The 26,433-nt window shown below is 42.5% G+C and carries 23 protein-coding genes; 18 read left to right on the forward strand and 5 right to left on the reverse strand.

Annotated elements, in window-relative coordinates:
• Window positions 1-101: 101 nt before the first annotated feature.
• From ON01_RS04540 to odhB, 5 genes are all read left to right on the forward strand, one after another.
• A complete protein-coding gene (locus ON01_RS04540; protein ID WP_010529816.1) occupies window positions 102-608 on the forward strand; it encodes a methylated-DNA--[protein]-cysteine S-methyltransferase in 507 nt (168 codons plus the stop codon).
• Window positions 609-660: 52 nt separating this feature from the next.
• Window positions 661-1,506: an amidase domain-containing protein gene (locus tag ON01_RS04545; protein ID WP_010529817.1), complete on the forward strand. Its 846-nt coding sequence runs from the start codon at window positions 661-663 to the stop codon at window positions 1,504-1,506.
• A 234-nt stretch (window positions 1,507-1,740) separates the two neighbouring features.
• Window positions 1,741-2,214 carry a tRNA (cytidine(34)-2'-O)-methyltransferase gene (locus ON01_RS04550; RefSeq protein WP_010529818.1) on the forward strand — a complete coding sequence of 158 codons (474 nt, stop codon included), beginning with the start codon at window positions 1,741-1,743 and terminating at the stop codon, window positions 2,212-2,214.
• Between the two features lie 594 nt (window positions 2,215-2,808).
• Complete coding sequence (locus ON01_RS04555) at window positions 2,809-5,670, forward strand: 2-oxoglutarate dehydrogenase E1 component (RefSeq protein ID WP_010529820.1); 2,862 nt, start codon at window positions 2,809-2,811, stop codon at window positions 5,668-5,670.
• Window positions 5,663-6,961, forward strand: coding sequence for a 2-oxoglutarate dehydrogenase complex dihydrolipoyllysine-residue succinyltransferase (gene odhB / locus ON01_RS04560; RefSeq protein WP_010529821.1), 1,299 nt, complete (start codon window positions 5,663-5,665; stop codon window positions 6,959-6,961). Before ON01_RS04555 ends, odhB begins: the two co-directional genes overlap by 8 nt.
• A gap of 101 nt (window positions 6,962-7,062) precedes the next feature.
• Here odhB and ON01_RS18505 read toward each other — a convergent pair whose 3' ends face one another.
• The gene (locus ON01_RS18505; RefSeq protein WP_010529822.1) at window positions 7,063-7,560 is read right to left on the reverse strand and encodes a hypothetical protein; all 498 of its coding nucleotides are present in this window, start codon (window positions 7,558-7,560) and stop codon (window positions 7,063-7,065) included.
• Window positions 7,561-7,905: 345 nt separating this feature from the next.
• On the opposite strand from ON01_RS18505, the gene ON01_RS04570 reads away from it, so the two are divergent.
• The 3 genes from ON01_RS04570 to ON01_RS04580 all read left to right on the forward strand — a co-directional run bounded on the left by ON01_RS04570 (window position 7,906) and on the right by ON01_RS04580 (window position 12,721).
• Window positions 7,906-9,096, forward strand: coding sequence for a NupC/NupG family nucleoside CNT transporter (locus ON01_RS04570; RefSeq protein ID WP_010529823.1), 1,191 nt, complete (start codon window positions 7,906-7,908; stop codon window positions 9,094-9,096).
• Window positions 9,097-9,400: 304 nt separating this feature from the next.
• Window positions 9,401-10,483 (forward strand): undecaprenyldiphospho-muramoylpentapeptide beta-N-acetylglucosaminyltransferase, encoded by a 1,083-nt coding sequence (locus ON01_RS04575; RefSeq protein WP_010529824.1) that lies wholly within the window; start codon window positions 9,401-9,403, stop codon window positions 10,481-10,483.
• 624 nt (window positions 10,484-11,107) lie between these two features.
• The gene (locus ON01_RS04580; protein ID WP_010529825.1) at window positions 11,108-12,721 is read left to right on the forward strand and encodes a BCCT family transporter; all 1,614 of its coding nucleotides are present in this window, start codon (window positions 11,108-11,110) and stop codon (window positions 12,719-12,721) included.
• 173 nt (window positions 12,722-12,894) lie between these two features.
• On the opposite strand, the gene ON01_RS04585 is transcribed toward ON01_RS04580, so the two are convergent.
• Window positions 12,895-13,446, reverse strand: a complete 552-nt coding sequence (locus tag ON01_RS04585) for a beta-class carbonic anhydrase (protein WP_029328985.1) — start codon at window positions 13,444-13,446, stop codon at window positions 12,895-12,897.
• Between the two features lie 6 nt (window positions 13,447-13,452).
• Window positions 13,453-14,514: a TDT family transporter gene (locus ON01_RS04590; protein WP_010529827.1), complete on the reverse strand. Its 1,062-nt coding sequence runs from the start codon at window positions 14,512-14,514 to the stop codon at window positions 13,453-13,455.
• 246 nt (window positions 14,515-14,760) lie between these two features.
• On the opposite strand from ON01_RS04590, the gene ON01_RS04595 reads away from it, so the two are divergent.
• The 4 genes from ON01_RS04595 to ON01_RS04610 all read left to right on the forward strand — a co-directional run bounded on the left by ON01_RS04595 (window position 14,761) and on the right by ON01_RS04610 (window position 18,685).
• Complete coding sequence (locus ON01_RS04595; RefSeq protein WP_010529828.1) at window positions 14,761-15,576, forward strand: S1C family serine protease; 816 nt, start codon at window positions 14,761-14,763, stop codon at window positions 15,574-15,576.
• Window positions 15,577-15,658: 82 nt separating this feature from the next.
• Window positions 15,659-16,363, forward strand: a complete 705-nt coding sequence (locus tag ON01_RS04600; protein WP_010529829.1) for a PRC-barrel domain-containing protein — start codon at window positions 15,659-15,661, stop codon at window positions 16,361-16,363.
• Between the two features lie 325 nt (window positions 16,364-16,688).
• Window positions 16,689-17,417, forward strand: coding sequence for an RNA polymerase sigma factor SigI (gene sigI, locus ON01_RS04605; protein WP_010529830.1), 729 nt, complete (start codon window positions 16,689-16,691; stop codon window positions 17,415-17,417).
• The gene (locus ON01_RS04610; protein ID WP_010529831.1) at window positions 17,417-18,685 is read left to right on the forward strand and encodes an anti-sigma-I factor RsgI family protein; all 1,269 of its coding nucleotides are present in this window, start codon (window positions 17,417-17,419) and stop codon (window positions 18,683-18,685) included. Before sigI ends, ON01_RS04610 begins: the two co-directional genes overlap by 1 nt.
• 54 nt (window positions 18,686-18,739) lie before the next feature.
• Here ON01_RS04610 and ON01_RS04615 read toward each other — a convergent pair whose 3' ends face one another.
• Window positions 18,740-18,976, reverse strand: coding sequence for a YhdB family protein (locus ON01_RS04615; protein ID WP_010529832.1), 237 nt, complete (start codon window positions 18,974-18,976; stop codon window positions 18,740-18,742).
• Between the two features lie 163 nt (window positions 18,977-19,139).
• On the opposite strand from ON01_RS04615, the gene ON01_RS04620 reads away from it, so the two are divergent.
• The 6 genes from ON01_RS04620 (at window position 19,140) to ON01_RS04645 (ending at window position 24,691) form a co-directional block, all read left to right on the forward strand.
• Window positions 19,140-19,823, forward strand: coding sequence for a YhcN/YlaJ family sporulation lipoprotein (locus ON01_RS04620; protein WP_010529833.1), 684 nt, complete (start codon window positions 19,140-19,142; stop codon window positions 19,821-19,823).
• Between the two features lie 221 nt (window positions 19,824-20,044).
• Entirely contained in the window at window positions 20,045-20,512 is a 468-nt protein-coding gene (locus ON01_RS04625; RefSeq protein WP_010529834.1) for an S-ribosylhomocysteine lyase, read from the forward strand.
• Window positions 20,513-20,710: 198 nt separating this feature from the next.
• Window positions 20,711-22,078 (forward strand): dipeptidase, encoded by a 1,368-nt coding sequence (locus tag ON01_RS04630; protein ID WP_010529835.1) that lies wholly within the window; start codon window positions 20,711-20,713, stop codon window positions 22,076-22,078.
• A gap of 134 nt (window positions 22,079-22,212) precedes the next feature.
• Window positions 22,213-22,971 (forward strand): (S)-benzoin forming benzil reductase, encoded by a 759-nt coding sequence (locus ON01_RS04635; RefSeq protein ID WP_010529836.1) that lies wholly within the window; start codon window positions 22,213-22,215, stop codon window positions 22,969-22,971.
• 155 nt (window positions 22,972-23,126) lie between these two features.
• Window positions 23,127-23,885: a type I methionyl aminopeptidase gene (gene map / locus ON01_RS04640; protein WP_010529837.1), complete on the forward strand. Its 759-nt coding sequence runs from the start codon at window positions 23,127-23,129 to the stop codon at window positions 23,883-23,885.
• Between the two features lie 41 nt (window positions 23,886-23,926).
• Window positions 23,927-24,691 carry a cobalamin-binding protein gene (locus ON01_RS04645; RefSeq protein ID WP_010529838.1) on the forward strand — a complete coding sequence of 255 codons (765 nt, stop codon included), beginning with the start codon at window positions 23,927-23,929 and terminating at the stop codon, window positions 24,689-24,691.
• A 190-nt stretch (window positions 24,692-24,881) separates the two neighbouring features.
• Here the strand turns inward: ON01_RS04645 and nhaC are convergent, their stop codons facing one another.
• Window positions 24,882-26,246: a Na+/H+ antiporter NhaC gene (nhaC, locus tag ON01_RS04650; RefSeq protein WP_010529839.1), complete on the reverse strand. Its 1,365-nt coding sequence runs from the start codon at window positions 26,244-26,246 to the stop codon at window positions 24,882-24,884.
• Between the last annotated feature and the right edge of the window lie 187 nt (window positions 26,247-26,433).

Genomic DNA, 26,433 nt, shown 5'->3' on the forward strand with positions numbered 1-26,433 from the left:
GCAACTTATCTCAACTATGAGGGAAAAGAGCAACGATATTTACAAAAAAGGAAAAGGGCATCGGACACCTAATTGAAACTACTCGAAAAGAGGCGTTAATGATGGAGATGTACTACGGTGAAATGGACTCCCCGGTTGGTATGCTGACGATTGTCAGTGATGGGGAAAAGATTGTCAGAATCGATTATGGATCGTTTGCCGATGTTGAAGGTAAGCTGCAGCAATGGAGTAAACGTTATTTTGATAATCCAGTATTTGTTCGGCGTTCTGAAAAAACTACCCATGCTGCAAACGAACTGAATGAATACTTCCAGGGCAAACGGCAGGACTTTACATTTGATTTTTCTTTTTATGGTACTCCGTTTCAGCAGAAGGTATGGCAGGCATTGTATGATACAATTCCATACGGCGGAACGAAGACATATAAAGATATCGCGGAAACGATTGATAATCCGAAAGCCGTCCGTGCAGTCGGCGGGGCGGTTAATAAAAATCCGTTTTCGATCGTAGTGCCCTGTCACCGTGTTCTTGGAGCCGATGGCAAATTGGTCGGCTACGGCGGCGGTTTGGACAAAAAAGAGTTCCTCCTGACACATGAGTCTGAATAACGTGGTTTGGACAATCATTCTCTCCATATACTAGTGATGGAGGGGATTTTTTATGGAAACATTACAAGACAGCTGGCTTGACTTTTTCCGGTCCAGTCTGCAAGAAGATGACTGGTGGCGACGCAAGCAAAATTTATATCGTGAACGCGAGGCCGAAATTGTCCGCATCAGCGGTCAGGGACATGTGTATGAAGAACTCCGGCATTCCGGTCTAGCGATATACCGGTATTTATTGCATATAACATTCTTAGTCAAGCAGCAAAGTCTTTTTTTTAGGGAAGAACAGGTGATTCCGTTTCAATTCAGGTGGGCGAATGGGAAAATAATGGAACATAAGCCGGTGAAAGTTCCATTTAAAATGGGAAACAAAGCCACTCTTGAGCCCGTTTCTCTCAGGGAGCTGTCAGGCGACCGATTTTCCTATGACAGACGGGTAGCCGTTCAGTATGCTGAGCGATGGTGGAACAGTTATAATCCAGCATATAGGAAGTTTGATGTCGATTGTACCAATTACGTCTCGCAATGTATGCACGCTGGAGGAGCCCCGATGCGGGGGGCACCTGACCGGGGGAGCGGCTGGTGGTATCAGAATGACAATTGGAGCTATAGCTGGGCCGTCGCGCATTCATTGCGCTGGTATTTAAGCGGCTCGACGTCGGGGTTAAAAGGAAAAGAAATGGAGTCGGCCCGCGATCTTATTCCTGGTGATATTATATGCTATGATTTTGAAGGTGATGGCAACTGGAATCACAATACAATTGTTGTTTCCAAGGATGCCGATGAAATGCCGCTGGTTAATGCTCATACCGATAACAGCCGAAATCGCTATTGGTCATATGAAGATTCCACAGCCTGGACCCCGGATATTCAATATAAGTTTTTCCGAATTGGCGAGTAGTGATATAATAATGAAGTTGTTATAAGGAAAACATCGCCAGAAGGAGCGCGAACATGAGCAGAAGAGCACAAACATCGGCAATACGAAGCAGTCTTTCTCAAAATGTTGTTTGCCTTGCTGCTATCTGCGAGAGTGTATGTTTCGTAGAGAAGACTTCAACGTGAATGTCATCTGCGGTGTTCAAAAAGTGTCATTAAAATAGCTGATGTAAATTTGGAAGAGGAGAATGGAACAGTGAGTTTGCATGTCGTATTATTTCAACCTGAAATCCCTGCCAATACAGGTAATATTGCCAGAACTTGTCTGTCAGCAAACGCAACGTTGCACTTAATACGCCCGCTGGGATTTTCCACTGATGATAAAATGGTTCGCCGGGCAGGGCTGGACTACTGGCCGTATGTAGACGTCCGGGAATATGATTCTATTGAGGACTTATACAAAGCACATCCTGATGGGGAATATTACTACATTGAAAACGTCGGTTCAAATTATTACAATAATTATGATTTCACTGATACAAGTCAGGATTTGTTTTTTGTGTTTGGTCGCGAAGGCAGCGGCTTTCCGGAGGAGTTTTTGAAAGGGAAGGAAGATCAATGCCTGCGGGTGCATATGGGTGATAAGGTACGTTCGCTGAATTTGGCAAACACGGCAGCGATTATTGTGTACGAAGCCTTGAGGCAACAAGGGTTTCCGGGGATGGCATAGTGTTCATAATGTCATAAAAGCATCGGCTTAGCTGCCGATGCTTTTACTGTTTAACTAACATTCGGTGGTAAAAGCACCCACTGAATGAAGTTTCTTTTTATTGGTCATTTTTTGGTACACCGGGTTTGGCATCGTATCCCGCTGTAAAGCAGGAAACAACAAAGGTTACGGTAACACCCAATATCAGTAACAGTTTCATGATATTGCCTCCTCGTATAGACATATGTATACAACGTATTGATTATATTATGTCCTTATTATATAGGATAATTCCTCTAATGTGAACCATTAGCTCATTTTACCGAAATCGTATCACCTTTCGTTAATTTCCATTGATTAAACAGTAAGCGTTCAGGGAATAACTGCCAATGATGCCATTTCACTTATTTCGTAATCACCGGTATGAATACCCGTGTGACAGAATTCAATACGTTCGAATTATTTCATTTTTTGAATACCGGATTCGCTGTTGTTTCCTTGTCGAAAATAGGGTATATTAGTTGATGAAACTGACGCTAAAGATCTATAATAGCAACAGAGTTTGAAAAGCCGTTTAGCAACGGGATAAAGTTAACTTCTAATGGGGGTATAGACGTGGCACAAAATGAAGAAACTCATGAAAGTTTCTGGGGCAGTTTTCATGGGCCAAACATGGGTTACATTGAGGAACAATATGAGTTATATAAGGAAGACCGTGATGCAGTTGATCCATCATTAGTAGAACTTTTCGACAAGCATGGTGCCCCTGACTGGACAAGACCTGCGCAAAGCTCAAGCCAGACAGCAGTATCTGAGCCAGTATCATCTACCACTAATATTAAAAAACTGACCTCAGCAATGAGACTTGTTGAGGCTATTCGTCGTTTTGGACATCTTGAGGCGGATATTTATCCGGTTGGCCGCGACGAACGCAGTACAGATATGGTTGATCCGGACACATACGGATTATCTGTGGGAGATTTACGCAATATACCGGCCAACTTACTGTGGGAAAAAGCTCCGGATAGCGTGGATGACGGGTTTGAGGTTATCCAGGAGCTGAAAAAGTTGTATTCCGGCACCATTACGTTTGAATATGATCATGTGAACAGTGATGATGAACGGGCATGGCTGCTCAATTATATCGAATCAGGCAGATACCATTCAGCTAGTTCAGCAGAAAACAAAAAAAGTCTGCTTGAGCGTATGGCTCAAGTGGAAGGATTTGAGGAGTTTCTGCAAAAAACGTTTGTCGGTCAAAAACGTTTTTCCATTGAAGGCCTTGAATCCATGATTCCGATGCTTGATCGAGTGGTTAAAAATTCAATCGAGGATAAGATTGAGCACATCATGATGGGTATGGCGCACCGAGGCCGTCTCAGTGTATTGGCACACGTTCTAGGTAAGCCGTTTGATAAGATATTCTCCGAGTTTCACCATTCGCCTGATAAGGAATTGATCCCTTCCGAAGGCTCTTCCGGCATTAATTCCGGATGGACAGGCGATGTGAAATATCACTTTGGAGCGACGAAAGATGTCCAGGAAGATGACGGAACATCAACACGTATTACACTCGCCAATAACCCATCACACCTGGAATTCGTGAACCCCGTTGCCGAAGGGTTTGCGCGTGCAGGTCAGGACAGCCGCTTCCAAAAAGGCTATCCTGAGCAGGATTTCAATAAAGCATTACCTTTATTGATTCATGGCGATGCGTCGTTTATCGGTGAGGGTGTTGTTGCTGAAACGCTGAACTTCAAAGGGCTGCCAGGCTATCAGACAGGCGGAACCCTCCATATCATTGCGAACAACCTTCTCGGGTATACGACGAACCAGGAAGATGGCAGATCAACACATTATGCAAGTGATTTGGCAAAAGGATTTGAAATTCCAATTGTTCACGTGAATGCTGATGATCCGGTTGCCTGTGTTGTTGCTATGAAAATGGCGTATGAATACCGTCAAAAATTCCATAAAGACTTTCTGATTGATCTTGTTGGCTACCGTCGCTACGGTCATAATGAAATGGATGAACCGCGGGCGACACAGCCTTATCTGTATCACGATATTGATAATCATCCTACAGCAGCAAATGTTTTTGCTGAAAAACTGCAACAACAGGGGATTGTTGAAGAAGGCAAGTTAAACGATCTTAAAAATCAAACCGAGTCGAACCTGCGTGAGATTTATGAAAATATGAAAGAAGATGACGCGGCTGAAACGGAAGTCAAAAGTATGCCGCAAGCTTTGACAAATGGTCTTGATCGGTTTGACACAGCCGTATCTCTGGAAACATTAAAAAAGCTGAATAAAGACTTGCAATCACGCCCGGAAGGTTTTACTGTTTTCCGCAAGTTAAAACGGATCCTGAGCCGGCGCGATAATGTCCTGGAAGAGGGGAATAAAGCAGACTGGGGTGCAGGCGAGGCATTGACCTATGCATCCATTCTGAACGACGGCATTCCAATTCGGTTAACCGGACAGGATACAGAGCGCGGAACGTTCGCCCACAGACATCTAGTTCTGCATGATGCCGAAACAGGTGAAACATACTGCCCAATGCATGGACTTGAAGGTGTGGATGTATCATTTGATATCCGCAACAGCCCATTGTCAGAAGCTGGTGTTTTAGGGTTTGAATATGGTTACAGTGTTCAAGCGCCGAACACACTTGTCATTTGGGAAGCGCAGTTTGGTGATTTCTCCAATGCTGCTCAGGTTATTTTTGATCAGTTTATTTCAGCAGCACGGGCAAAATGGGGCGATAAGTCCAATATGGTCATGCTGTTGCCGCATGGATATGAAGGTCAGGGGCCTGAACATTCCAGTGCACGTCTGGAACGCTTTTTGCAGCTGGCGGCGGAAAACAACTGGATTGTTGCCAATGTCACATCGTCGGCACAGTATTTCCATTTGATTCGCCGACAGGCAGCTATGCGCGGAAGGGAAGAAGCGCGTCCGTTAATCTTAATGTCGCCAAAGAGTTTATTGCGTAATCAGCGTGTCGCTTCAAGCCCTGAAAAATTTTCAGAAGGCAAGTTCGAACCATTAAGACAGCAACCAAGCCTGAAAGTGAGCAAGAAAAATGCAAAAAGACTGCTAATTGGCAGTGGTAAGGTTATGGTTGATATTGAAGATGCCATTGAAAATTCGGATGAAAAATTTGAGTGGCTGCGTGCACTCAGACTGGAGCAGATTTATCCGTTCCCGAAAAAACAGCTTGAAAAAGAATTAAAAGAGCTGCCTAATTTGGAAGAGATCGTCTGGGTACAGGAAGAACCTCAGAACATGGGAAGCTGGGATTTTGTTGATGACTATCTGAGAGAATTATTGAGTGAAGGTCAGACACTAAGATATATAGGCCGACCACACCGTGCATCACCGGCGGTAGGAGAACCAAACGTAGACAAAGCAGAACAGCGGCAAATCATTGAACAAGCAATTAACCCGTCAGAAGGAGGAGATTCCAGTGAGTGAAATTAAAGTACCGGAACTTGCCGAGTCGATTACAGAAGGAACCATATCCGAATGGCTCGTCAAAAAGGGTGACAAAGTTGAAAAAGGCGAAGCGGTTGTCGAATTGGAAACTGATAAAGTCAATGTCGAAGTGAACACGGATTATGCAGGTGTTATAACCGAAATTGTTGCCGAAGAAGGCGATGATGTGGAAGTCGGCGAAGTGATTGCCAAGCTGGATGAAAATGGGGAAGCAAGCGGAAGCGATTCAGACGAAGGCAAAAAAGAAGAATCCCCTGAACCCGAAAAATCTGAGCCAACAGAAGAGAAATCCCAAGAGCCTGAAAAAGAAGACAAACAGGAAAAGCAGGATAAAGAAGACAAACAGGATGATTCATCCGACAGCAACCAAGATGTCATTGCATCACCTGCAGCACGGAAGCGTGCCCGTGAGCTTGGCATTGACCTGAGCGATGTTCAGCCGCGAGACCCATTGGGGCGTATCCGTCCGGAAGATGTTGATTCTGCAGCTAAAGGCGGAAGCGATCAGAAGGAATCCAAGCCGGCTAAAAAAGAAGAGCCAAAACAATCTGAGAAAACAGAGTTCGATAAGCCAGTTGAAAGAATTAAGATGTCCCGCCGTCGTCAGACCATAGCCAATCATCTTGTAGGGGTGCAGCAGGAAGCGGCTATGCTGACGACGTTTAATGAAGTCGATATGTCAGCTATTATGGAATTGCGTAATAAGCGTAAAGAGGACTTCAAAGAAAAACACGGCGTCAAATTAGGCTTCATGTCCTTCTTTACCAAAGCAGTTATCGGCGCGTTAAAAGACTTCCCGCTTCTGAATGCAGAAATTCAGGGCAAAGAAATTGTTAAGAAAAAATTCTATGATATCGGGATTGCCGTCTCCACTGACGAAGGACTTGTTGTACCAGTTGTGCGTGATGCAGACAAACTGGACTTCGCAGGTGTTGAAAAAGAGATCGGTGATTTAGGTAAAAAGGCAATCAATAAGGAATTGGCGCTGAATGATCTACAGGGCGGGACCTTCACCATTACAAACGGAGGTACCTTTGGATCAATGCTATCAACGCCTATCCTGAATTCTCCACAGGTTGGAATACTTGGTATGCACAATATTCAAAAACGCCCTGTGGTTATGCCGGACGATTCAATTGAAGTGCGTCCAATGATGTATCTGGCAGTATCATACGACCACCGGATCGTTGATGGTAAGGAAGCTGTACAGTTCCTTGTACGTATAAAAGAACTGCTGGAAGATCCTTATGATTTATTGCTGGAAGGCTAGTTAACATGAATAAACCCTCGCTCTGATGAAAAATCGTGGCGAGGGTTTTATATGGAAAATTATTGAGATCTGCTTTGAATGGGGTGATCTTTGGGGGCTGTTCAGCTGGTGACTGCTTTTTTTAACAGTTTAATGTCGGATTCCATGTCCATTACTTTTTCGTTTATTGTGTGTTCCATTATTATCTGAAATTCATAATTCTTGGCAGTTTGTTCTCTGATAATTCGAAGCTGATCTTCGACATTTATGAGTCTGCCATTCATGTCGTTAAACGTTACATCCATGGTATCGAATCTTTCATTGAACGCTTTGAATTGTCCATCCACAGTATTGAATCTTTCATCGAACGTTTTGAGTTGTCCATCCACGGTATTGAATCTTTCATCGATCGCTTTAAGTTGTCCATCCACGGTATTGAATCTTTCATCGAACGTTTTGAGTTGTCCATCCACGGTATTGAATCTTTCATCGATCGCTTTAAGTTGTCCATCCATGGTATTGAATCTTTCGTCGAACGTTTTGAGTTGTCGATCTGTGGCATCAAATCGGCTATTTAGTTTTTGAATTTCAGTTAGCACCATTTTCATATCTTCGCTCATCTTTTCACCTCCCTAATAGGTATTATACCATGTTTACAAACAAACGCATCTGCTAAAAATCTGATTTTAAACAGAAAATAATCGTCAAACGTTCCAAAATCGATAATACCAAATGTTCAATTTGGTATGCATTATGACATGAGGAAATCACTTTTAGTCTAAAACGAAATGTTCCAGATCATGTTAATATTTGCCTTTACAGGGAATAACTAATATAGCCGTATAAAAAATTAATATTGCCAGACGTCTGACAAGCTGGTAAAATCATATTTGGAAAAAAGCGAAATTGTAAGCAGTTTCAGTATCTGTGCATGGGTTCGCTTAACATAAGAGGGAGGTACATCAGTGGATATTTTGCTTGGTATTTTAGCAATTATAATTGTATTGGGACTGGCCTATTTAATGTCCAATGATAAGAAAAATATAAATTATAAGGGCCTCGGTATCATGTTGCTTGCCCAGCTTATCATTGCCTGGTTCATGTTATATACATCGGTAGGCCGTACAGTCATCGAGTGGATTTCGGCCGGATTTAATAAGTTAATTGAATTCGGTACAGCCGGTGTTAATTTCGTTGTGGGCGGCATTCAGATTGCAGAAGGAGGAAGTGTATTCTTCTTTAATGTTCTTCTTCTGATTATCTTTTTCGCAACCCTTCTTTCCGTTTTGACATATTTAAGAATTTTGCCCCCGATTATTAAATATTTGGGCGGATTATTATCAAAGATAACCGGATTGCCAAGGGTAGAATCATTTAATGCAGTAAACAGTATTTTTTTCGGACAGTCTGAAGCATTGCTCGCGATCAAAACACAATTTCATCATTTGGATAACAATCGGCTTTACATTGTGAGTGCATCCGCCATGGGATCGGTTTCTGCGTCAATTGTGGGAGCGTACCTGCAAATTCTGCCGCCTGAATATGTACTGGCAGCGTTGCCACTTAACATGTTCAGTGCGTTAATTTTATCTTCAGTTATTGCTCCGGTGAATATTCCAGAAGAGGAAGATAAGGTTGACGTACAAGAAGTTTCCCATGATAAAAGTATTTTTGAAGCAATGAGTAATGGGGCCCTGGACGGCGGTAAAATTGCTTTGATTGTTGCCGCGATGCTGATTGCATTTATTGCATCCTTGGAGTTGGTTAATTGGCTGATCCAATTAGTCTTTGCGGGCGTTACGCTACAGGAAATCCTCGGTTACATTATCGCACCGATCGGTATTCTAATGGGTATTTCTCCAGCGGAAGTAATTGAGGCAGGCGGTGTTATGGGTACGAAAATTGTTACCAACGAATTTGTCGCCATGCTTGAATTTGAACAAATGCTGGGCTCCATGTCGGAAAAAACAATTGGAATTGTTACGGTATTTCTGACAAGCTTTGCCAATTTCTCATCGATTGGCATTATTGCAGGAACAGTACAGGGAATAGACAGCAAGAAAGCTGTACAAGTTTCCGGATTTGGAATGAAGCTGCTCATCGGTGCAACATTGGCATCGATTCTGTCGGCTACTATGGCAGGTCTGTTTCTATAAACCTTTTTAGTTAATTCGTTGCCCGGATACACGTTGTTACCGCCAATTATATGCGGGATAAAAGGCAGGTACTGATCTAAGAGCGATTAGTGCCTGCTTTTATATTTTGTCAGTGCAGTTTGTTCAGGCAGGATTCGGGCTATCTTTGCTATTGATTTCGATATATATCATTTTGACTGTGGATGTTTCATATATATGCTCTTTCTTTTTAATCATTTTTCCCTTAGGATAGAAGAAGTTATTTTAAATGCAAGAATGATTAAATCGTCTTGTGCGGGATTGCGAAATAAGGAGTGCATTGTTTATGAGTGCAAAAAGAATTTTATTTACTGGCGGCGGTACAGCCGGTCATGTGATTGTGAACCTTGCCCTTATCCCTGTTTTTCAGAAAGAAGGATGGGAGATTGATTATATCGGTTCCAAAGACGGGATAGAACGCAGGCTGATTGAATCACTGGAAGGTGTCACATACCATCCAATTTCCACCGGTAAATTGCGCCGCTACATATCAAAGGAGAATATCAAAGATCCGTTTAAAGTGCTGAAAGGAACCATGCAGGCGTGGCATATCATTGGCAAGCGGAAACCTGCTGTTGTATTTTCCAAGGGCGGCTTCGTGTCCGTACCTGTCATAATGGCGGCAAAACTCCGCGGTGTGCCGGCAGTCATTCACGAATCTGATTTCACACCGGGTCTTGCCAACAAAATTGCGATGCCGTTTGCCAAGAAAGTATTGGCTACCTTTCCGGAGACAATCGACTATCTGCCTGAGAAGAAAGCTGAATATGTCGGGGCAGTCATCCGTGATGAACTTTTCGAGGGTGATAAGGAGAAAGGGCTGGAATTGTGTGGTTTTACCAAAGAGAAACCGGTATTGCTCATTATGGGTGGCAGCGGCGGAGCGGAAAAAATCAATCAGATGGTGCGCGCGAGTCTTGATCAGCTTTTGCCGGAGTTCCAGATTGCCCATATATGCGGCCAGGGAAAAATTGATCCGGCCGTAAATAATAATGGGTATGCCCAGTTTGAATATGTTAATGAAGCGTTGAAGGATCTGTTTGCAGCAACCGACTTTGTGCTGTCACGTGCCGGTGCTAACGCGATTTTCGAATTTCTAGCACTTCATAAACCGATGCTGCTGATTCCGCTGTCAAGATCGGCAAGCAGGGGGGATCAGATCATAAACGCCAATTCATTCAAGGACAAGGATTATGCACGTGTTATGGAAGAGGAGAATTTAACGGAAGCGTCATTGACCGACGAATTGTTCAAACTGAAAAAGCAGGCACCGATCATGATTGACCATATGAAGAAATACAAGAGCGAGAAAGCACGCGAGCGGGTGATTGAAATTATTAAGACCATCGGAGAGGAAACGGCTGGATAAAGTGAAACTTCATTCAGTGGGGCGCTTTACCCCACTGAATGTTAGTTGAACAGAATCGGGCATTTAAGGCCAGTTACCCGACGTTTTTTTGGCTGGTTACTGACCATTATATGCGGGGAAAAGTGAAACTTCATTAAGCACCACTGAAATATTGAAGTGGTGTCCTGCTGCCCGTTAAGACGAGAAATCAGTTAATTTGGATAAAACCGCCTCCAATGCATTGGAGACGGTTTTATTTTTTGGTCCATGACTATGTTGATAAATGTCGTATTTTGGCCTATATATCTGATTTTGGCATTTTTTTATTAGATATTCTCATTATACACATTTTTATCGGATTATTTCAGTTTACGTGCCATTTGATAAAAATGTGAATATTTATTATGGTGGAAGATGTTTGCAATTGACAAACCCGCACGAATGCTTCTTTTCCTTTGTCCATGCTGACTGGACTCCTGCAAAAAAATCCCATTTCATTATGCTGAATAATCATTAGTTTTGAAATGTTTGCCCTAAAATAGAACGACTCCTTGCTTTTGGTGGTATTGGAAGGTTAGCACACCAAACTAAAAAATGAATACCCGCAAGTATTCAGAAAAACTGGCTTAAGAAAGGATGAACATCATGAACAAAAAATTAATCGATTGGCCTACTTTTATAGCTGCTTTAATTCTCTTACTGGCTGTATCAATACCTTTGGCTGTTTTTCCGGAGGCAGGCAATGAAATTGTCAATATGGCAAACAGCTTTATGACCGGAAATTTTGGAGTTATGTACTTAGTCTTTGGTTTGGCTGCTTTTGCCTTTTTGTTATTTGTTGCATTCAGCAAAAATGGCCATATAAAACTTGGAGATAAAAATGAAGATAAGGAATTTGGCACGTTTTCCTGGGCAGCCATGCTATTTGCTGCTGGCATCGGTTCGAGTATCCTTTATTGGGGAATGATCGAGTGGGCCTTTTATTACGAGGGGCCGCCTTTTGGTATTGAAGGTGGGTCACAGGAAGCTATTAAATGGGCACCGGCATATGGTATTTTCCATTGGGGGCCGATTGCCTGGGCAATCTACACATTGCCGGCATTGCCAATAGCTTATTTTTACTATGTCCGAAAAAAACCTGTTCTGAAAATAAGTGAGGCGGTTCGGCCGGTTCTTGGCAAAGTCGTCGATACGCCACTTGGCAATACCATTGATGTGCTGTTCATGTTCGGGCTTATGGGAGGCGCCGGGACAACACTTGCCTTAGGCACACCGATGATAGCACAAGGTGTTAATAATATCACGGGACTTCCAACCAACATGGCAACTAACACTGTTATCATGCTTCTATGTACGACTATTTTTGCGATTAGTGCCTATTCGGGGCTCCGGCGCGGTATAAAAGTACTGAGTGATATAAATTTATGGCTCGCTATTTTTGTTCTTGCTTTTATATTTGTTATGGGGCCGACTGTGTTCATTAGTGAGACAACCTTTACAAGCTTGGGACTCATTTTAAATAACTTTTTCGAAATGGCGACATGGCTTGAACCCCTTGCTAATGTAGAGGGCTTTACGGAAACTGGTTTCCCGGAAGCATGGACCGTCTTCTATTGGGCGTGGTGGGTTGTGTATGCACCGTTTGTTGGTTTATTCGTAGCACGTATTTCCCGTGGACGTACTATTCAAGAAATGATTATTGGCACGATTTTGTACGGCACGATTGGCAGTGTCCTCTTTTTCGGGATCATGGGTAACTACGGACTGCACCTGCAGCTTTCCGGAACTTTTGACGTTATCGGGTACATGAACGAAACGAGCCCGGAAGCTGCAATCATTGCTATATTGGATCAGTTGCCTATGGCCGGGATCATGGTGACCCTATTTACTGTACTGGCCATCGTATTTCTGGCAACAACGTTTGATTCCTCTTCCTATATTCTTGCAGCGGTTGTTCAAAGGAAAGTTCAAAAAGAACCATTGCGCTGGAACCGTCTGTTTTGGGCTTTTACACTTTGCCTGATGCCACTGGTACTTATGTATGTTGGTGATTTACAGACATTGCAGACAGCTAGTATTGTCGCCGGGTTCCCGGTTCTGTTTATTATGGGGCTTCTGGCCTGGTCCTTCATAAGGGCTTCCAATGAAGATATTCGTGCTAGCAAGGGTTACCAGCCGCCTACCATTCATATTGTACAGAGAGAAAAGCGAAAGAAACAAAGGGATGAAACTTTACAAGATAAAAATCAGAATGACTAAGCATCCTTCAAAAATATGGTGACGGGCGTATTGAAATATCATGATCCAAATGATGAGACGAGGGTAGAGAGTGAGTATCCATGTCCTGTCCGGATTGGCAGAGAACTTGGAAGAAAGCGATGAATATCATACTTGATATAAGAAAAAACCGGCGAAAATACGCCGGTTTTTCCTTATCCTCTTGTTACCAAATCGAGCTTGCCTGTTGCAGGGTCGATGACCAGACCGTGAACATTTACATATGACGGTAACAGCGGATGATTACGGACGACCGAAACACTTTCTTTGACGGAATCTTCAACAGAGTCAAACCCGCTGAATTCATTATCCAAATCAATACCGCTATGTTCCAGTGTATTGAGAGCATCTTCTGTAATGCCATTTTCCATCAGGCTCTGTTTAAATGCTGCCGGATCCGTGTGCGACATGCCGCAATCATGGTGACCGATTACCATAACCTGTTCAGCCTTTAATTCGTAAATGGCAACAAGAATGCCTTTCATGATGCTGTCAAAAGGATCACGGAGAATTGCACCAGCATTTTTAACCATTTTGACATCGCCATTCCTGATGTCCAATGCTTTTGGAAGCAGTTCAACCAACCGTGTGTCCATACATGTGAAGATGACCGTCCGCTTATTGGGTATGTTATCGGTCCGAAGTGGTTCATACTCTTTTTCGTTCACAAATTCTTTATTGTACGCAAGTATTTCATCGAGTAGCACTTTCAATCATCCTTCCTTTTGTGTTGTATCATTAAGAATCAGCTTTTCATTGTAGATTTCGATAAGTCTTGCCTTGATGAAAATAGCAATTTCCCACAGTATAGCCAGGAGCACGATCCATGCCCAATAATCCAAAAATGCCCGTTGAAAATTATAAAGCGGCTCAGAAACCGAATAAAATGGGTTCTCCTGCATAACCAATGTGAATGTGTAAAACATGCCAAAAGTAAAGTTTCGGGACCATTGGGTGACATGATACGTAAAAATCGCCTTATTCCACCCATATTGATTGACTCGTTTAACGATGCGGACCACTTCAACTGCTTCTACAATAATTAATAAAGCAAACACAAAAAACCAAAAATATGTGACAAATTCAGATGTGAATGTATTCGTTGTGACAATGGCAAGACCGGTAATGGACAGGGCCCCGTGGATAATGCAGTTTGTATTAGCCCAATCATCGCTAAGTGTCCAGTTATGGTGTCTGACATATCTGTTAAAAATCAGCGTTACACCAGCAAGGTAAAAGACAAGCCCCAGTATGATAATCGCTTCAGAAAAGTAAACGGGAAACTGGAAAAAGACATTATTCAATAAAATAATGATTGATTGGGTTCCAACAGTTGAGAGCAAAATGGCGCCGTGAACTGGAAAATCCCTATAATCAAATAATAATTGTTTAAAATTATAAAAGCAATTAATCAAAAAGAAAAGCCATAAAAATGTATTGAAAATGGCCATTGCCTGTGTCAGTAATAAAATTTCAGGAAAATATCTCAAGAACACATTGCACAGCACGGAGACGCCAGCAATCCATGTTCCAATGACAAACGAGTTGACCGGATTTTGAATGAATGGAATCAGAAAATCCCGGTGAAAAAACTGTATCGACAAATCTTTGTAAATAATCACCCAAGCGACAAGCAGAAAAAATGCCAGGTATTTGCCATATTCAGCATCAAGTATCGGAAACGCTTCAACAGCCCCAATCAGAAAAATGCCGCATGCCATGATGATAGCTCCTGAAGCCGGTTCAATCTTATTGTAATGTCCTTTAAGCAACATATGCACCCACGCCCATATTCAGTTTCTCTTAAAATTATATCATTTTTATGGTTTTTTTCATTACAATAATGTAAAAATGTGATAATTATCACACATAAATATGGCGAAATAATGGACAAACTGCCTTGTTATTCATATGGTTACAGATTCAATCTTTTTGCCTGAAAATGGTATAATAGAAGTATAAAAAAATTAGGCATTAAGGTCATTCATTGAGAATAATCAAGGGCTTACGGGCGGTGTTTTATGGATAACGATCAGAGAAATCGTGATAGTATTGATGATGATTTGTACGAAGAGCTTGATGAGGAAGAACTGTACGAACTTGTGGAACAGGAAAGGGAGAAAGCACTAGCAAGAGCACGCGAGAACAAAAACCGAAAGCCTCGGCCTCCTTTTCCAAAGTGGGTGTTCTGGCTGATTGCCGCTGCCATGCTGTTAAATGTTATCTCACTTATTCCGAGAACATTTTCCATACCTGCAATTGATTTTCTGATCTCATCTGCCCAGCTGTCGACACAGGATGACATTCAGGCATATAAAGAGTCGGTGGTCGTTATTGAAACGGAGGATTCAAGAGGAACCGGTTTTTCAATATCGGCTGACGGGACGATTATAACCAATCACCATGTGGTGGAGGATGAAGAATCTGTGACAGTGGCTTATCCGGAAGAAGGATTGTTTTCCGGTGATGTTGTGGCATCATACCCATCGGTGGATCTGGCCGTATTGGATGTCAGCGGAGAACAGATGCCACACCTGGAGCTTGCGGATAAAGCGACGTTTGAACCGGGAGATGAACAGGTTTATTTCATCGGTAATCCGATCAGGTTCAGCGGCATAGCCAATAAAGGGAGAGTCCTTGATAGACTTGAGTTAAGCGGCTGGGAAAAACCGGTTGTTATGATGGAGGCGCCGGTTTACCGGGGGAGCAGCGGCAGTCCAGTGATCAATCAGAATGGCAAGGTGATCGGTATTGTGTTTGCAACGCTGCATCACGATACACATGGGCGCGTCGGTTTATTTATTCCGATTGAGTACTATCATAACCAACACGGCTGACCGCACTGTTTAGTTCACACTTTCTCAGGGAAAAGCATTGTAAAGACACATTGCACGTTATAAACACAGGAGGTGAGTTGCAATGCTTTATTTTACGACAGACTTTAACACATATCACATTGAAGCGTCTGATGGATCAATGGGAAAAATTCAGGATTTGTATTTTGATGATAACAAATGGGTTGTTCGTTATGCGGTATTGGATTCACGGAGGTGGCTGCCGTCAAGACGAATTATGTTGTCACCGGCCGCTTTTAGATCGATTGATACGCAAAATCAGCGTGTCGATGTTGAATATGATAAAGAAACCGTCCGAAATAGCCCGTCAATACCAGTAGATGCGACACTTTCCAAGGATATGGAGATGGCTCTGACAGGGTACTATGGCTGGAGCAGGTATTGGCTTGGCGGTATGTTATGGGGTGTTGAAGACACACCGCTTGCACATTTTGAGGATCGTGCAGCACATGAGGATCAGACACCGAACGAATGGGAGCATAACTTACGCAGCTCTGAGGAAGCGGCTGGATACAGAGTTCATGCAAATAACGGCAAAATCGGCGAATTAACTGAGTTCATTATCGATGATTCCTACTGGAAGATTCGTTATCTTGTTGTCAGAAGTGATGATGTGGCTGCTGGCAATCCACTCTATCTGATTAGGCCTGAAGCTATCCAATCCGCCGACTGGGTTGAAGGCGATTTATATGTTGATATGAATTTGGAAAAGTTGAAAGACAAAGCAAGCTATGGCTCAAAAGAATCGATAATACGCGAGCTACAGTGATCTACAGGGAGGAAGGATGTCTATAGAAGGCATCTTTTTTCAATTGATGCCGATTTTTGTAAAACACCTCCCTTTTCACTCCGAATACTGCTATAGTGGGGTGGTAACGGATTTTTAAAACAAATGTAATAAACCTGTTGTCGAAACCATACGTCCGGTACGGTACGATGATAAGTGCTGCAAATATTTTTATTGAAGATGGTGGATAGATCATGAACGTTAATGATATAAAGGTAAACATCTTAATTGAACATGATTCACTGAAAACCACACCCAAAAAGTATGCTTATATAACGAATTTTTTAATAGCTGGGGGTGCTGCACGTTGCCAAGCAATCAACCATTAAAGGAAAGCCCCCTTGAAGATATGATCATCCTGGCGCAGCAGGGTGATCAAAATATACAAAATCATCTCCTGAAAAATTACCAACCGTTTATTGCCAGATGTGTTTCTGAGGTATGCAAACGTTATATTGATCCACAGGCAGATGATGAATTCAGTATTGGCCTAAGTGCCTTCAATGAGGCCATTATGTCTTACTCCCCGGAAAAAGGCAGTTCATTCCTGACTTTCGCCAGACTTGTCGTGAAGCGGAAAGTCATTGATTACATCCGCTACGTGCAAAAAACGCCGATCGCCATGTCACTGGACGATAGTTATGATGAGGAACATATGGAAAACCCAGTTGAAGTTCTCGCAGTAAAAGAATCGTACCGTGAAGAGCAGGATGCCAAGTATCTCAGGGAGGAGATTATGGATTTTAAAGAAAAACTCAGCACTTATAAATTGTCGCTGGTTCAGTTAACGGATGTCTCTCCAAAACATAGAGATGCACGAGAAACAGCAATTGCGGTGGCACGTACATTGTATAATAATACTGATTTAAGAAAACATGTGAAAAAGAAGAAGAAACTTCCGCTTAAAAATCTGGCCAAACTGGTGAATGTCAGTAAGAAAACGTTGGAACGAAATCGTAAATTTATCCTGGCCATTTTCATTATTATGGATGAGGATTACACATATCTTAAGGAGTATTTGAAGGGGGTGGGGTAGTGAATAAGGGCATTGTAATGGAAAAGCATCGCAATTACATAATTGTCATGCTAAAGGATGGCACATTCCAAAAAGCACGCCCGCTGGAAAATGCAGGTGTCGGCACAGAAGTCAGCTATCAACCATATAAAGACAAACGCCCTCTGGTAGTTCATTACATATCAGAAAGACCGTTTAAAATAGCTGCCATCGCATGCGTATTGCTTTTATTGATGCCTGGATATATTATGATGGACAGCGATAAGACATATGCTTATGTTAATATAACCATCAATCCTAGCGTGGAATTGCAAATAGATGATCATTTAAACGTGAAGTCAATTGTTCCTTTAAACGAAGACGCTGAAACGTTTGAAAAGCAGCTTAATGCATATGAAGGTGAGCAGCTGACAGACGTCATCGAAAAACTTATCTCCGAAAGTGAAAAAGCGGACCTGTTGCGTAACGGAAAAAACATGCTTGCCGGTGTGAGCTATGTCCCTGATACACATCAGATATCCGTCATTGAAGCGATCGAAGACCATTTCCTGAAAGATGGCCAGGGATGGGAAGTAGTGACTATGCAAATTCCAAAAGAAGTTCGGGAGCAGGCGCAGGATAAGACAGAATCGATGAACCAATTGATGGCAATCAGTCTTGTCGAATCAGGCTTTTCCACTGGATCAGACGAAGACAATTCAGCCGCAGCGCCGTCCGTGGATGAAGATGATAGAGAAATTTTACATTCATTTTATAACAATATTAACAATCATTCCGGGGATGCTGCTGATAAAAAACAGCCGGTCAAATCCGATAGTGGTGTATCGCCTGAGGAAAAAGAAACCGATAAGACCGAGCAGCCTGACAAACAGACAGATAAGTATGACAATGATAAATCTGACCATTCAAAGGGAGCAAAACATCCAAAGTCTAAAAATGCCGAAAGAAATGATAATGAAAATAATTTAAATAAAAAAATGTCTGATAACAACACCAAAAATAAAGTGAAGCAGAATGGCAATAACGGTAAAGCAAAAGGTCATGAAAAAGCAAAGCAAAGTAATGGCAGAGCCAAGGGCCATGATAAGGCAATTCAAAATAAAGGAAAAGGCCACGATAATCCTGAACAAAACAGTGGAAACGAAAAAGGACATGACAAGGAAAAATATAACAATGGCAAAGCAAAAGAAAACGACAAACCCAAGCGCCACAACGACAAGGCGAAAGGTCATCAAAAAAGAAGCAATGGAAACAAAAATTCAGGCAATAATGAAACAGGGCCCAAATAAAAATGCACTATTGAAAGACACGGGGTTTAATCACACCCCGTGTCCTTATTGTGTTTACACTTCCATAGCAACAGGTGGCGTATATTTCATGGCATGGTCAATATAGTACAGCAGCTCATCGTGTGTTTCGATGATTTTAGTTTGCTCAGGCGCGTAATGGTAAGCATGCAGGAAGAGCTGGATTTTTTTGGACAGCATATCGTCATTTGTGCGAACCATCAGCACAAGCAATTCATCCCACTGTCCCCATAAGGTATAGTACAACGCTTTGTCGTAATCTGGAATTTCCATTTCTTGCCCTCCTTCATGTTGAAAAGGATCAGTTATTAGTGTCCCCGAATATTATATATATTGTCTAAAACAAAAATGGTGTGCCTGCCAATTTCTGTGAATGTATAAATTCCTTTTACTGTTACATACTAAATTCAAAACAGTAAGGAGGGCTTTAAATACAATGAAATGGAAACTTTTAAGTATCATACTTGCAGCAACTTTTGTACTTGCTGCATGTAATGGTGGAACCAATGATAATGGAAATGGCGGTAATGAAGAAGGTCAGAACGGAGATAACAATGTCGAGCAGACGCGTTTTGATGGTGACGACGACAATACGGATAACATGAACAATGGCAACCGTACACCAAATAACGATGGTAATAACGGAAATAACGAGAACCAATATGAAATGGCAGATGAAGCTGCTGAACGTATAGCTGATCAGGTTGACAGTATCGATAATGCCTATGTCATCAAAACAGACAATAACGCTTATGTGGCTGCAGAATTGGACAGAGATAACAATAATGGTGATAACAACAATAATAATAACGGCAATAACAATGGAAACAACAATGACAATAACGGAAATAACAACGCAAACATTGATGGGATAACCAACAATAATAATAATAACAACGAAGGCGGCGAAATAACGGATGCCGTAAAAGAAGAAATCTCTGGTATCGTCAGAACAGTGGACCCAGATGTTGATAATGTGTATGTGTCGACAAACCCTGATTTCTTTGACTTGGCAGGCAACTATGCCAATGATGCTGACAGCGGAGAACCTGTTGAAGGGTTATTCGATCAGATGGGCAACATGATTGAACGTGTTTTCCCACAGCAGAATAATAACTAAATAACATAACTTAAAAATGGGTGTACACAGATGAGGTGTACACCCATTTTTGTTTTAACGTCAGACCTCGCTACTCGCTGTAAGACGAGCCGAATATTGAGTTTTCCTAATCGGCAAAACCAGTGAATAACCGTTCTATGTACAGAAATTTTTACAGATATTGAATTTAATGTTACGTTTGAAATAGAGAAATATGCGTTTAGGCTAAAGGAGCGATATTCATGGCAGAAAAAATGAATGTGGAAAGTTTCAACCTTGACCATACAAAAGTTGCAGCCCCTTACGTTCGTCTGACTGGTGTTACGACTGGTGTAAGCGGTGATAAAGTATATAAATACGATATCCGGTTTAAACAGCCGAATAAGGAACATATGGACATGCCGGGTCTGCACTCTATTGAGCACTTAATGGCAGAAAATATCCGCAATCATATGGAAAATGTTTTGGACATTGGACCGATGGGGTGTCAGACAGGTTTTTATCTGCAAATCCTCAACAATGATAACTATGAAGATGTCGTGGATGCACTTGAAAAAACGTTCAAAGACGTGCTGGCAGCGGATGAAGTACCAGCATGCAATGAATTCCAATGCGGCTGGGCAGCCAACCATAGCCTAGAAGGTGCTAAGACAATTGCTGAAGATATGCTGGCTAAAAAAGATGAGTGGGATCAAGTTTTTGCAAGGTAAGTATTTAAATGCACCATTTCGTGGGACAGTCTTTCAAAAGGCTGTCTTTTTTGCTGGAAAAAGTTAAGGTATCAGCAGAAGAGGGAAATCATGAGCGGAAGAAAAGATTATCAGCCAGATGTACCGTACTGAATGTCTGAACCGTTTTTCTGTTATAATATATGCTAAAATGAAACAAAACGAATGGAGGAATGACTAATGAGTAAGCAGGCGTTGCAATACTTATCTGAAAATCGCGAACAGCTGCTTGAAAAGTTAAAAACGTTTTTATCAATTCCAAGTGTCAGCACGGACAGTGTACATAAACAAGATATTAAGGCTGCTGCAGACTATTTGGAGAAATATTTAAATGATATTGGTTTTGACAAGGTAGAACAGCAGGACACTGGCGGACATCCGCTTATTTTTGCTGAGTATAGTCAGGCCGGATCTGATGCGCCGACAGCATTGTTTTACGGGCATTACGATGTTCAGCCGGTTGATCCGATTGATCAGTGGAAGAGTGATCCGTTCCAGCCGGAAATTAGGGACGGTCGCTTATATGCACGCGGGTCGAGTGATGACAAAGGGCAAGTGTTCATGCATCTGGCTGTTTTTGAAGCGTATATGAATTCAGAAGGGAAATTACCAATAAATCTTAAAGTCTGTATAGAAGGTGAAGAGGAAATCGGCAGTGAAAATCTTTATACAGTACTGCATGACAAAAAAGAACAATTCGATGCTGATTTTGCCGTCATTTCAGACTCGGGAATGGTTGCTGAAAACCAGCCAACCATCTTATATGGGCTGAAAGGATTCACAGGGATCGAAATCAATGTGAACGGCCCTGACCATGATCTCCATTCAGGCATGTACGGTGGAGCAGTTCGGAATCCGATTATGGCGTTAAACCATATTTTGACGTCGATGAAAAATGAAGATGAGGTTGTCACGGTTGACGGATTTTATGACGGTGTTGAGCCACTCTCTGAAAATGAGCGGAAATTAATTAAAAATGTGCAGGGTGAAAATTATGAGGAATCAACCGGTGTGAAAGAAACGGTATCTGAAAAGGGCTACACCGCTAAAGAACATACAATGGGACGGCCGACATTCGAGATAAATGGCATGTACGGCGGTTATCAGGGTGAAGGGACAAAAACAATCATTCCATCAACGGCAACAGCCAAAATTACCTGCCGCCTCGTTCCCGGCCAGGATCCCGAAACGATTCAGGAACTTCTTGAGAAACATATTCATCAAGCTGCACCATCAGGTGTTACGGTTGATGTAAAGAAAGAAAAATTGTCCGCTAAAGCTTATAAGGTGGAACCAGATAACCCGCTTATCAAAAAAGCTGCTGAAAGCTACACAAAAGCATTTGGCAAGGAAACTGTATACGTGCGCATGGGCGGATCAATTCCGGTAGTTGAGTGGATTGAAGATATTTATAATATTCCAATTGTTCTGCTCGGATTTGGCACGCCAGACGATCGTCTGCATTCACCAAATGAAAGTTTTCCATTGGATAGTTTTGATAAAGGGATGGAAACACTCGTCCATTACTGGGCTGATATTAAAAAATAAGGCGACATCACAATCATTATATGTGATCTGAAAATGGAAAGCCAGGCGATTGTCACTACAGAATAGCATTGTTTTCGATTGTCTGAATGCGGGTATTATACATCATATAAGGTGAAATAGAGGGGGGTTATTTTATGCGGTATGCTGTCGTGACGGGTGTATCAAAAGGATTAGGGGAGTCAATTGCCCAGCTTTTAATGGAGTCAGGCATTCATGTGACGGGAATATCCCGATACAAGAACGATAAACTTAATGAGGTAGCATCGGCAAACAGTGTGACCTATCAGCATTTTTCCTGTGATTTGAGTCATATGGAGGAAACGGAAAAAACATTTCAGCAAATCAGTGAAGACATATTTTCACAGGAGCCTGATACAGTTTATCTGATTAACAATGCAGGGGTACTGGAGCCAATTGATAAATCAATGAATACACAAAGTGCTGATGTCGCACATCACATTCAGGTGAATGCAACCAGCCCAATCATACTGACAAATTTATTTCTGAAAAAAGCTGCTGAGCGGGATGTCCGGTTTATCAGCACCATGATTACTTCTGGCGCTGCGGAAAGACCTGTATACGGCTGGAGTGCTTATTGCTCATCGAAGGCGGGCATTAATATGTTTACAAAAACAGCCGCCCTGGAACAGGATGAACTGAAGACCCAAAACAAAGTAATCGCATTCAGTCCGGGGATTATGGACACCGATATGCAGGAAAAAATCCGTCAGAGTGATAAGGATGCATTTATCGAAGTTGATCAATTCCGCGGATATAAGCAAAATAATCAGTTGAAAGATCCAGATACAGTTGGTGGTATTCTGGTAGATATTTTGACTGATGAAACAAGTGTGGTGAATGGAAAAATATATTCTGTTACCGATTACCTGTAGCTTCGTGATGAAGTGTTGAAACCAGTGGTTAAATCATAGCATATTTATAATGCAGGGGATTGTTATTTCCTCTGCATTTTCTTGTGTTAGATGGTACAATTATTAAAGTGGATGGCAAAGGTTTATGTGCAATTTTGCAGGAAAGGACGAACGGTATGATAACACGTAAAAGTAAACGGGAAATTGAAAAGATGCAGGCGGCAGGTGATGTGCTTGTCAAATGCCATAAAGAGATAGCTAAAATGATTAAAACGGGCATTACAACGATGGAAATTGATGCATTTACGGAAAAGTTTTTGGCTCAGCATGGGGCAACCCCTGAACAGAAAGGATTCAGCGGTTATCCATATGCAACGTGTGCTTCAGTTAACGATGAAATATGTCACGGTTTTCCGCGCGAAGAAAAGCTTGTTGAAGGCGATATTGTCACGATTGATATGGTCGTCAATCTCAATGGCGGACTAGCGGATTCCGCATGGACCTACAAAGTTGGAAAGCTTGATGAAAAAGGTGAAAAACTGCTGGATGTTACGAAAACATCACTTTATAAAGGAATTGAACAGGCTCAGGCAGGTAATCGGATTGGTAATATTGGACATGCGATCCAAACATATGCTGAAGGTGAAGGATTTTCAGTCGTTCGTGATTTCACTGGGCACGGTATCGGACCGACATTGCATGAAGAACCGCACATTCCGCATTTTGGCCTGCCGAACAAAGGAACACGGCTGAAAGAAGGCATGGTAATTACGATCGAGCCTATGATTAATGAAGGCAGCTGGCAAAGCAAAATGGATACGAACAACTGGACGGCCCGTACAGTGGACCAAGGGCGTTCCGCGCAGTATGAACATACAGTTGTTATTACGAAAGATGGCCCGATGTTGACAACCGATCAAGACAAAATAATATAAGATTGAGTGTTCATGTGTTTTTTGCGAAGGGAGAGCAGTTTATGCGAATTGTTTCGATTTGTCCCAGCAATACAGAAATTGTGGAATACCTTGGAAGAACTGACTTGCTCGCAGGTGTTGACAACTTCTCCGACTGGCCTTTGGAAGTGTTGCAATTGCCGAAAGTTGGTCCGGATCTGTCGATTGATATGGATAAAGTAGAGGCATTAAATCCTGATTTAGTGCTGGCCTCGATGAGTGTCCCCGGTATGGAGAAAAATATTGAAGCACTCGATGAACGAAAGCTGCCTTATATCATATTGAATCCCAATTCACTGGAAGAGATTGCAGATGATATCGAAACGGTCGGCAATGCGTTGGGAGAAAAACAGCTTGGTGCGGAAAAAGCGGCCGCTTTCCGTGAAGAGGTACAACAATTCCGTGAGCGGGCCGCGGAAAAAGCACATCGGCCTTCCTTATATTGGGAATGGTGGCCAAAGCCTGTTTTCACACCTGGGAGCGTTAACTGGCTGACGGAAATTAGTCGTCTGGCAGGTGCTCGAAATATTTTTGAGAATGAAGAGGAAGCAAGTATTCAGACAGACTGGGAGGATGTTAAAGCACGTGAACCCGACCACATTTGCATGGTGTGGGTAGGGGTGAAGGAGTCCAAAATGCGTCCTGAACTTGTGCGTAGACGGCCTGGTTGGGAGGAGATGCAAGCTGTCCGGGAAAATAACATTCACGTTCTCGAAGAATCACTTTTTTGCCGGCCATCACCAAGACTTCTTGAAGGATTGCGTAAATTAAAGGAAATACTGAAATGAAGTCCCCCTTGACAGAAGGGGGTTATTATTGTCTGGGCTGGAAGCAATACTTCAGCTTAAGAACAAGAACTTCTTCCCGAGAGTGAGAACTTCAGTCGGAAATGGGGGGACTCCTCCCGGAGAATGAAAACTTCGGCTCGAAAAAGAATTCTTCTACCAGAAGATGAAGCTCCATTTGATGTCTGTCTGGTTATCTTTTCAGTGAACGTCCGCCAAACAATACCGTGATAACTGGACTAAGCAGACAGAAGAATGCAAACGGCAAGTAAGTCAGTACCGGGACACCGAGAACGTCAGCTATAAATACGCCACAGACACTCCAGGGAACGAGCGGGTTGATGACGGTCCCGGCATCTTCCAGCGTACGCGAAAGAACCTTGTTGGATAACCCTGCCTGCTGATAGACGCCTTTGAAAGTTTCGCCTGTCAGCATAACGGAAAGATACTGTTCACCGATCAGCACATTGACACCGAGTGCTGTTGCTGCGGTAGATGCGATAATCGCACGTACCTTTCGCAGCTTTTCCTTGAAGGATGACAATATGGTTGGAATGATCCCGGTGACAAACAGTAAACCGCCAAATCCGAGTGCCAGAATGACAAGGGAAATGGTAAACAGCATGCTGTTGATGCCGCCTTTCGTTAATAAGTTGTCGACTGGATCAAAACCGGTTGAAGCGGTGTAGCCGTTGAACCAGATCCCCCATATGTCAGACCATGAAAGACTGCTGGTTATCCGGGCAAGCAGCGTTGCAATCACACTGCTGACAGCCAGTGAAATGAACGCCGGCACCCTGAAGACTGTTGCCAATACAAGGATTATGAGCGGTATCCATGATGTCCAGTACATCAGGCCGGTGCTCTCCAGGCTGGTCATATATGATTCAAGATTTTCAACGCTAATGGCTTCATTTGGTGACAGAAGCGCAAATAAAATAAATGAAATCAAAAATGCCGGAATAGTTGTCAGACTCATATGTTTGATGTGATCAAATAAATCCACTTTAACAATAGTGGAAGCCAGATTGGTTGTGTCTGACAGCGGCGACATTTTGTCACCGAAAAATGCCCCGGAAACAATCGCTCCTGCGGTTATCGCCATTGACGCATCCATGGCGTTCCCCATTCCGATAAAGGCGACACCAATTGTTGCGGTGGTTGTCAGTGAACTGCCAAGCGATACTCCAATAATAGCCGTAACGGCAAAGACAATTGCATAAAACCACGCACTGCCAATAAATGCAAAACCGGTACTTATTAAGACTGGGATTGTTCCGCTTATCATCCAGCTGCTGATTAACACCCCAATCAGCAGAAACACGAAAATGGCGGCCATACCGGATTTGGCACCTTCAATCATGCCTGCTTCAAGGTCTTTGAACGATATCTTGCGAATGAGTCCATACATAACGGTCAGGAACACGGCAATCAGGATAGGGATGTGCGGTGCTGTACCAAGGCCGATAAGAAAATAGCTGATCAGTGCAATGGTTAATATGAAAAATATGATCGATTCAATAAGTGCCGGATGATATTTCGGCTGGACCGTAAACATCTTGAACGCCTCCTTTTATCTAAATAAAAAAGGCCCATCCTCAAATAGGGACGAAGCCTGTTCTCCGCGTTACCACCCTGATTGATGAGCGTCATTTCATGAATACCAGACACCCCTGCCTGATTTCTCACGATGGCGTGATTTTTATTCAGAAAAACTCATCCACTCAAGAAAATATATCCGTTAA

Source organism: Lentibacillus jeotgali (genome assembly GCF_000224785.1).
Taxonomy (GTDB): domain Bacteria; phylum Bacillota; class Bacilli; order Bacillales; family Amphibacillaceae; genus Lentibacillus; species Lentibacillus jeotgali.

Excerpts from the sequence above, each read along its gene's own strand:
- ON01_RS04540 (WP_010529816.1), top strand. The coding sequence starts at position 102 with ATGGAGATGTACTACGGTGAAATGGACTCCCCGGTTGGTATGCTGACG.
- ON01_RS04545 (WP_010529817.1), top strand. The coding sequence starts at position 661 with ATGGAAACATTACAAGACAGCTGGCTTGACTTTTTCCGGTCCAGTCTG.
- ON01_RS18505 (WP_010529822.1), bottom strand. The coding sequence starts at position 7,560 with ATGAGCGAAGATATGAAAATGGTGCTAACTGAAATTCAAAAACTAAAT.
- ON01_RS04575 (WP_010529824.1), top strand. The coding sequence starts at position 9,401 with ATGAGTGCAAAAAGAATTTTATTTACTGGCGGCGGTACAGCCGGTCAT.
- ON01_RS04580 (WP_010529825.1), top strand. The coding sequence starts at position 11,108 with ATGAACAAAAAATTAATCGATTGGCCTACTTTTATAGCTGCTTTAATT.
- ON01_RS04590 (WP_010529827.1), bottom strand. The coding sequence starts at position 14,514 with ATGTTGCTTAAAGGACATTACAATAAGATTGAACCGGCTTCAGGAGCT.
- ON01_RS04595 (WP_010529828.1), top strand. The coding sequence starts at position 14,761 with ATGGATAACGATCAGAGAAATCGTGATAGTATTGATGATGATTTGTAC.
- ON01_RS04600 (WP_010529829.1), top strand. The coding sequence starts at position 15,659 with ATGCTTTATTTTACGACAGACTTTAACACATATCACATTGAAGCGTCT.
- ON01_RS04615 (WP_010529832.1), bottom strand. The coding sequence starts at position 18,976 with ATGGAAATTCCAGATTACGACAAAGCGTTGTACTATACCTTATGGGGA.
- ON01_RS04620 (WP_010529833.1), top strand. The coding sequence starts at position 19,140 with ATGAAATGGAAACTTTTAAGTATCATACTTGCAGCAACTTTTGTACTT.
- ON01_RS04625 (WP_010529834.1), top strand. The coding sequence starts at position 20,045 with ATGGCAGAAAAAATGAATGTGGAAAGTTTCAACCTTGACCATACAAAA.
- ON01_RS04630 (WP_010529835.1), top strand. The coding sequence starts at position 20,711 with ATGAGTAAGCAGGCGTTGCAATACTTATCTGAAAATCGCGAACAGCTG.
- ON01_RS04635 (WP_010529836.1), top strand. The coding sequence starts at position 22,213 with ATGCGGTATGCTGTCGTGACGGGTGTATCAAAAGGATTAGGGGAGTCA.
- map (WP_010529837.1), top strand. The coding sequence starts at position 23,127 with ATGATAACACGTAAAAGTAAACGGGAAATTGAAAAGATGCAGGCGGCA.
- ON01_RS04645 (WP_010529838.1), top strand. The coding sequence starts at position 23,927 with ATGCGAATTGTTTCGATTTGTCCCAGCAATACAGAAATTGTGGAATAC.
- nhaC (WP_010529839.1), bottom strand. The coding sequence starts at position 26,246 with ATGTTTACGGTCCAGCCGAAATATCATCCGGCACTTATTGAATCGATC.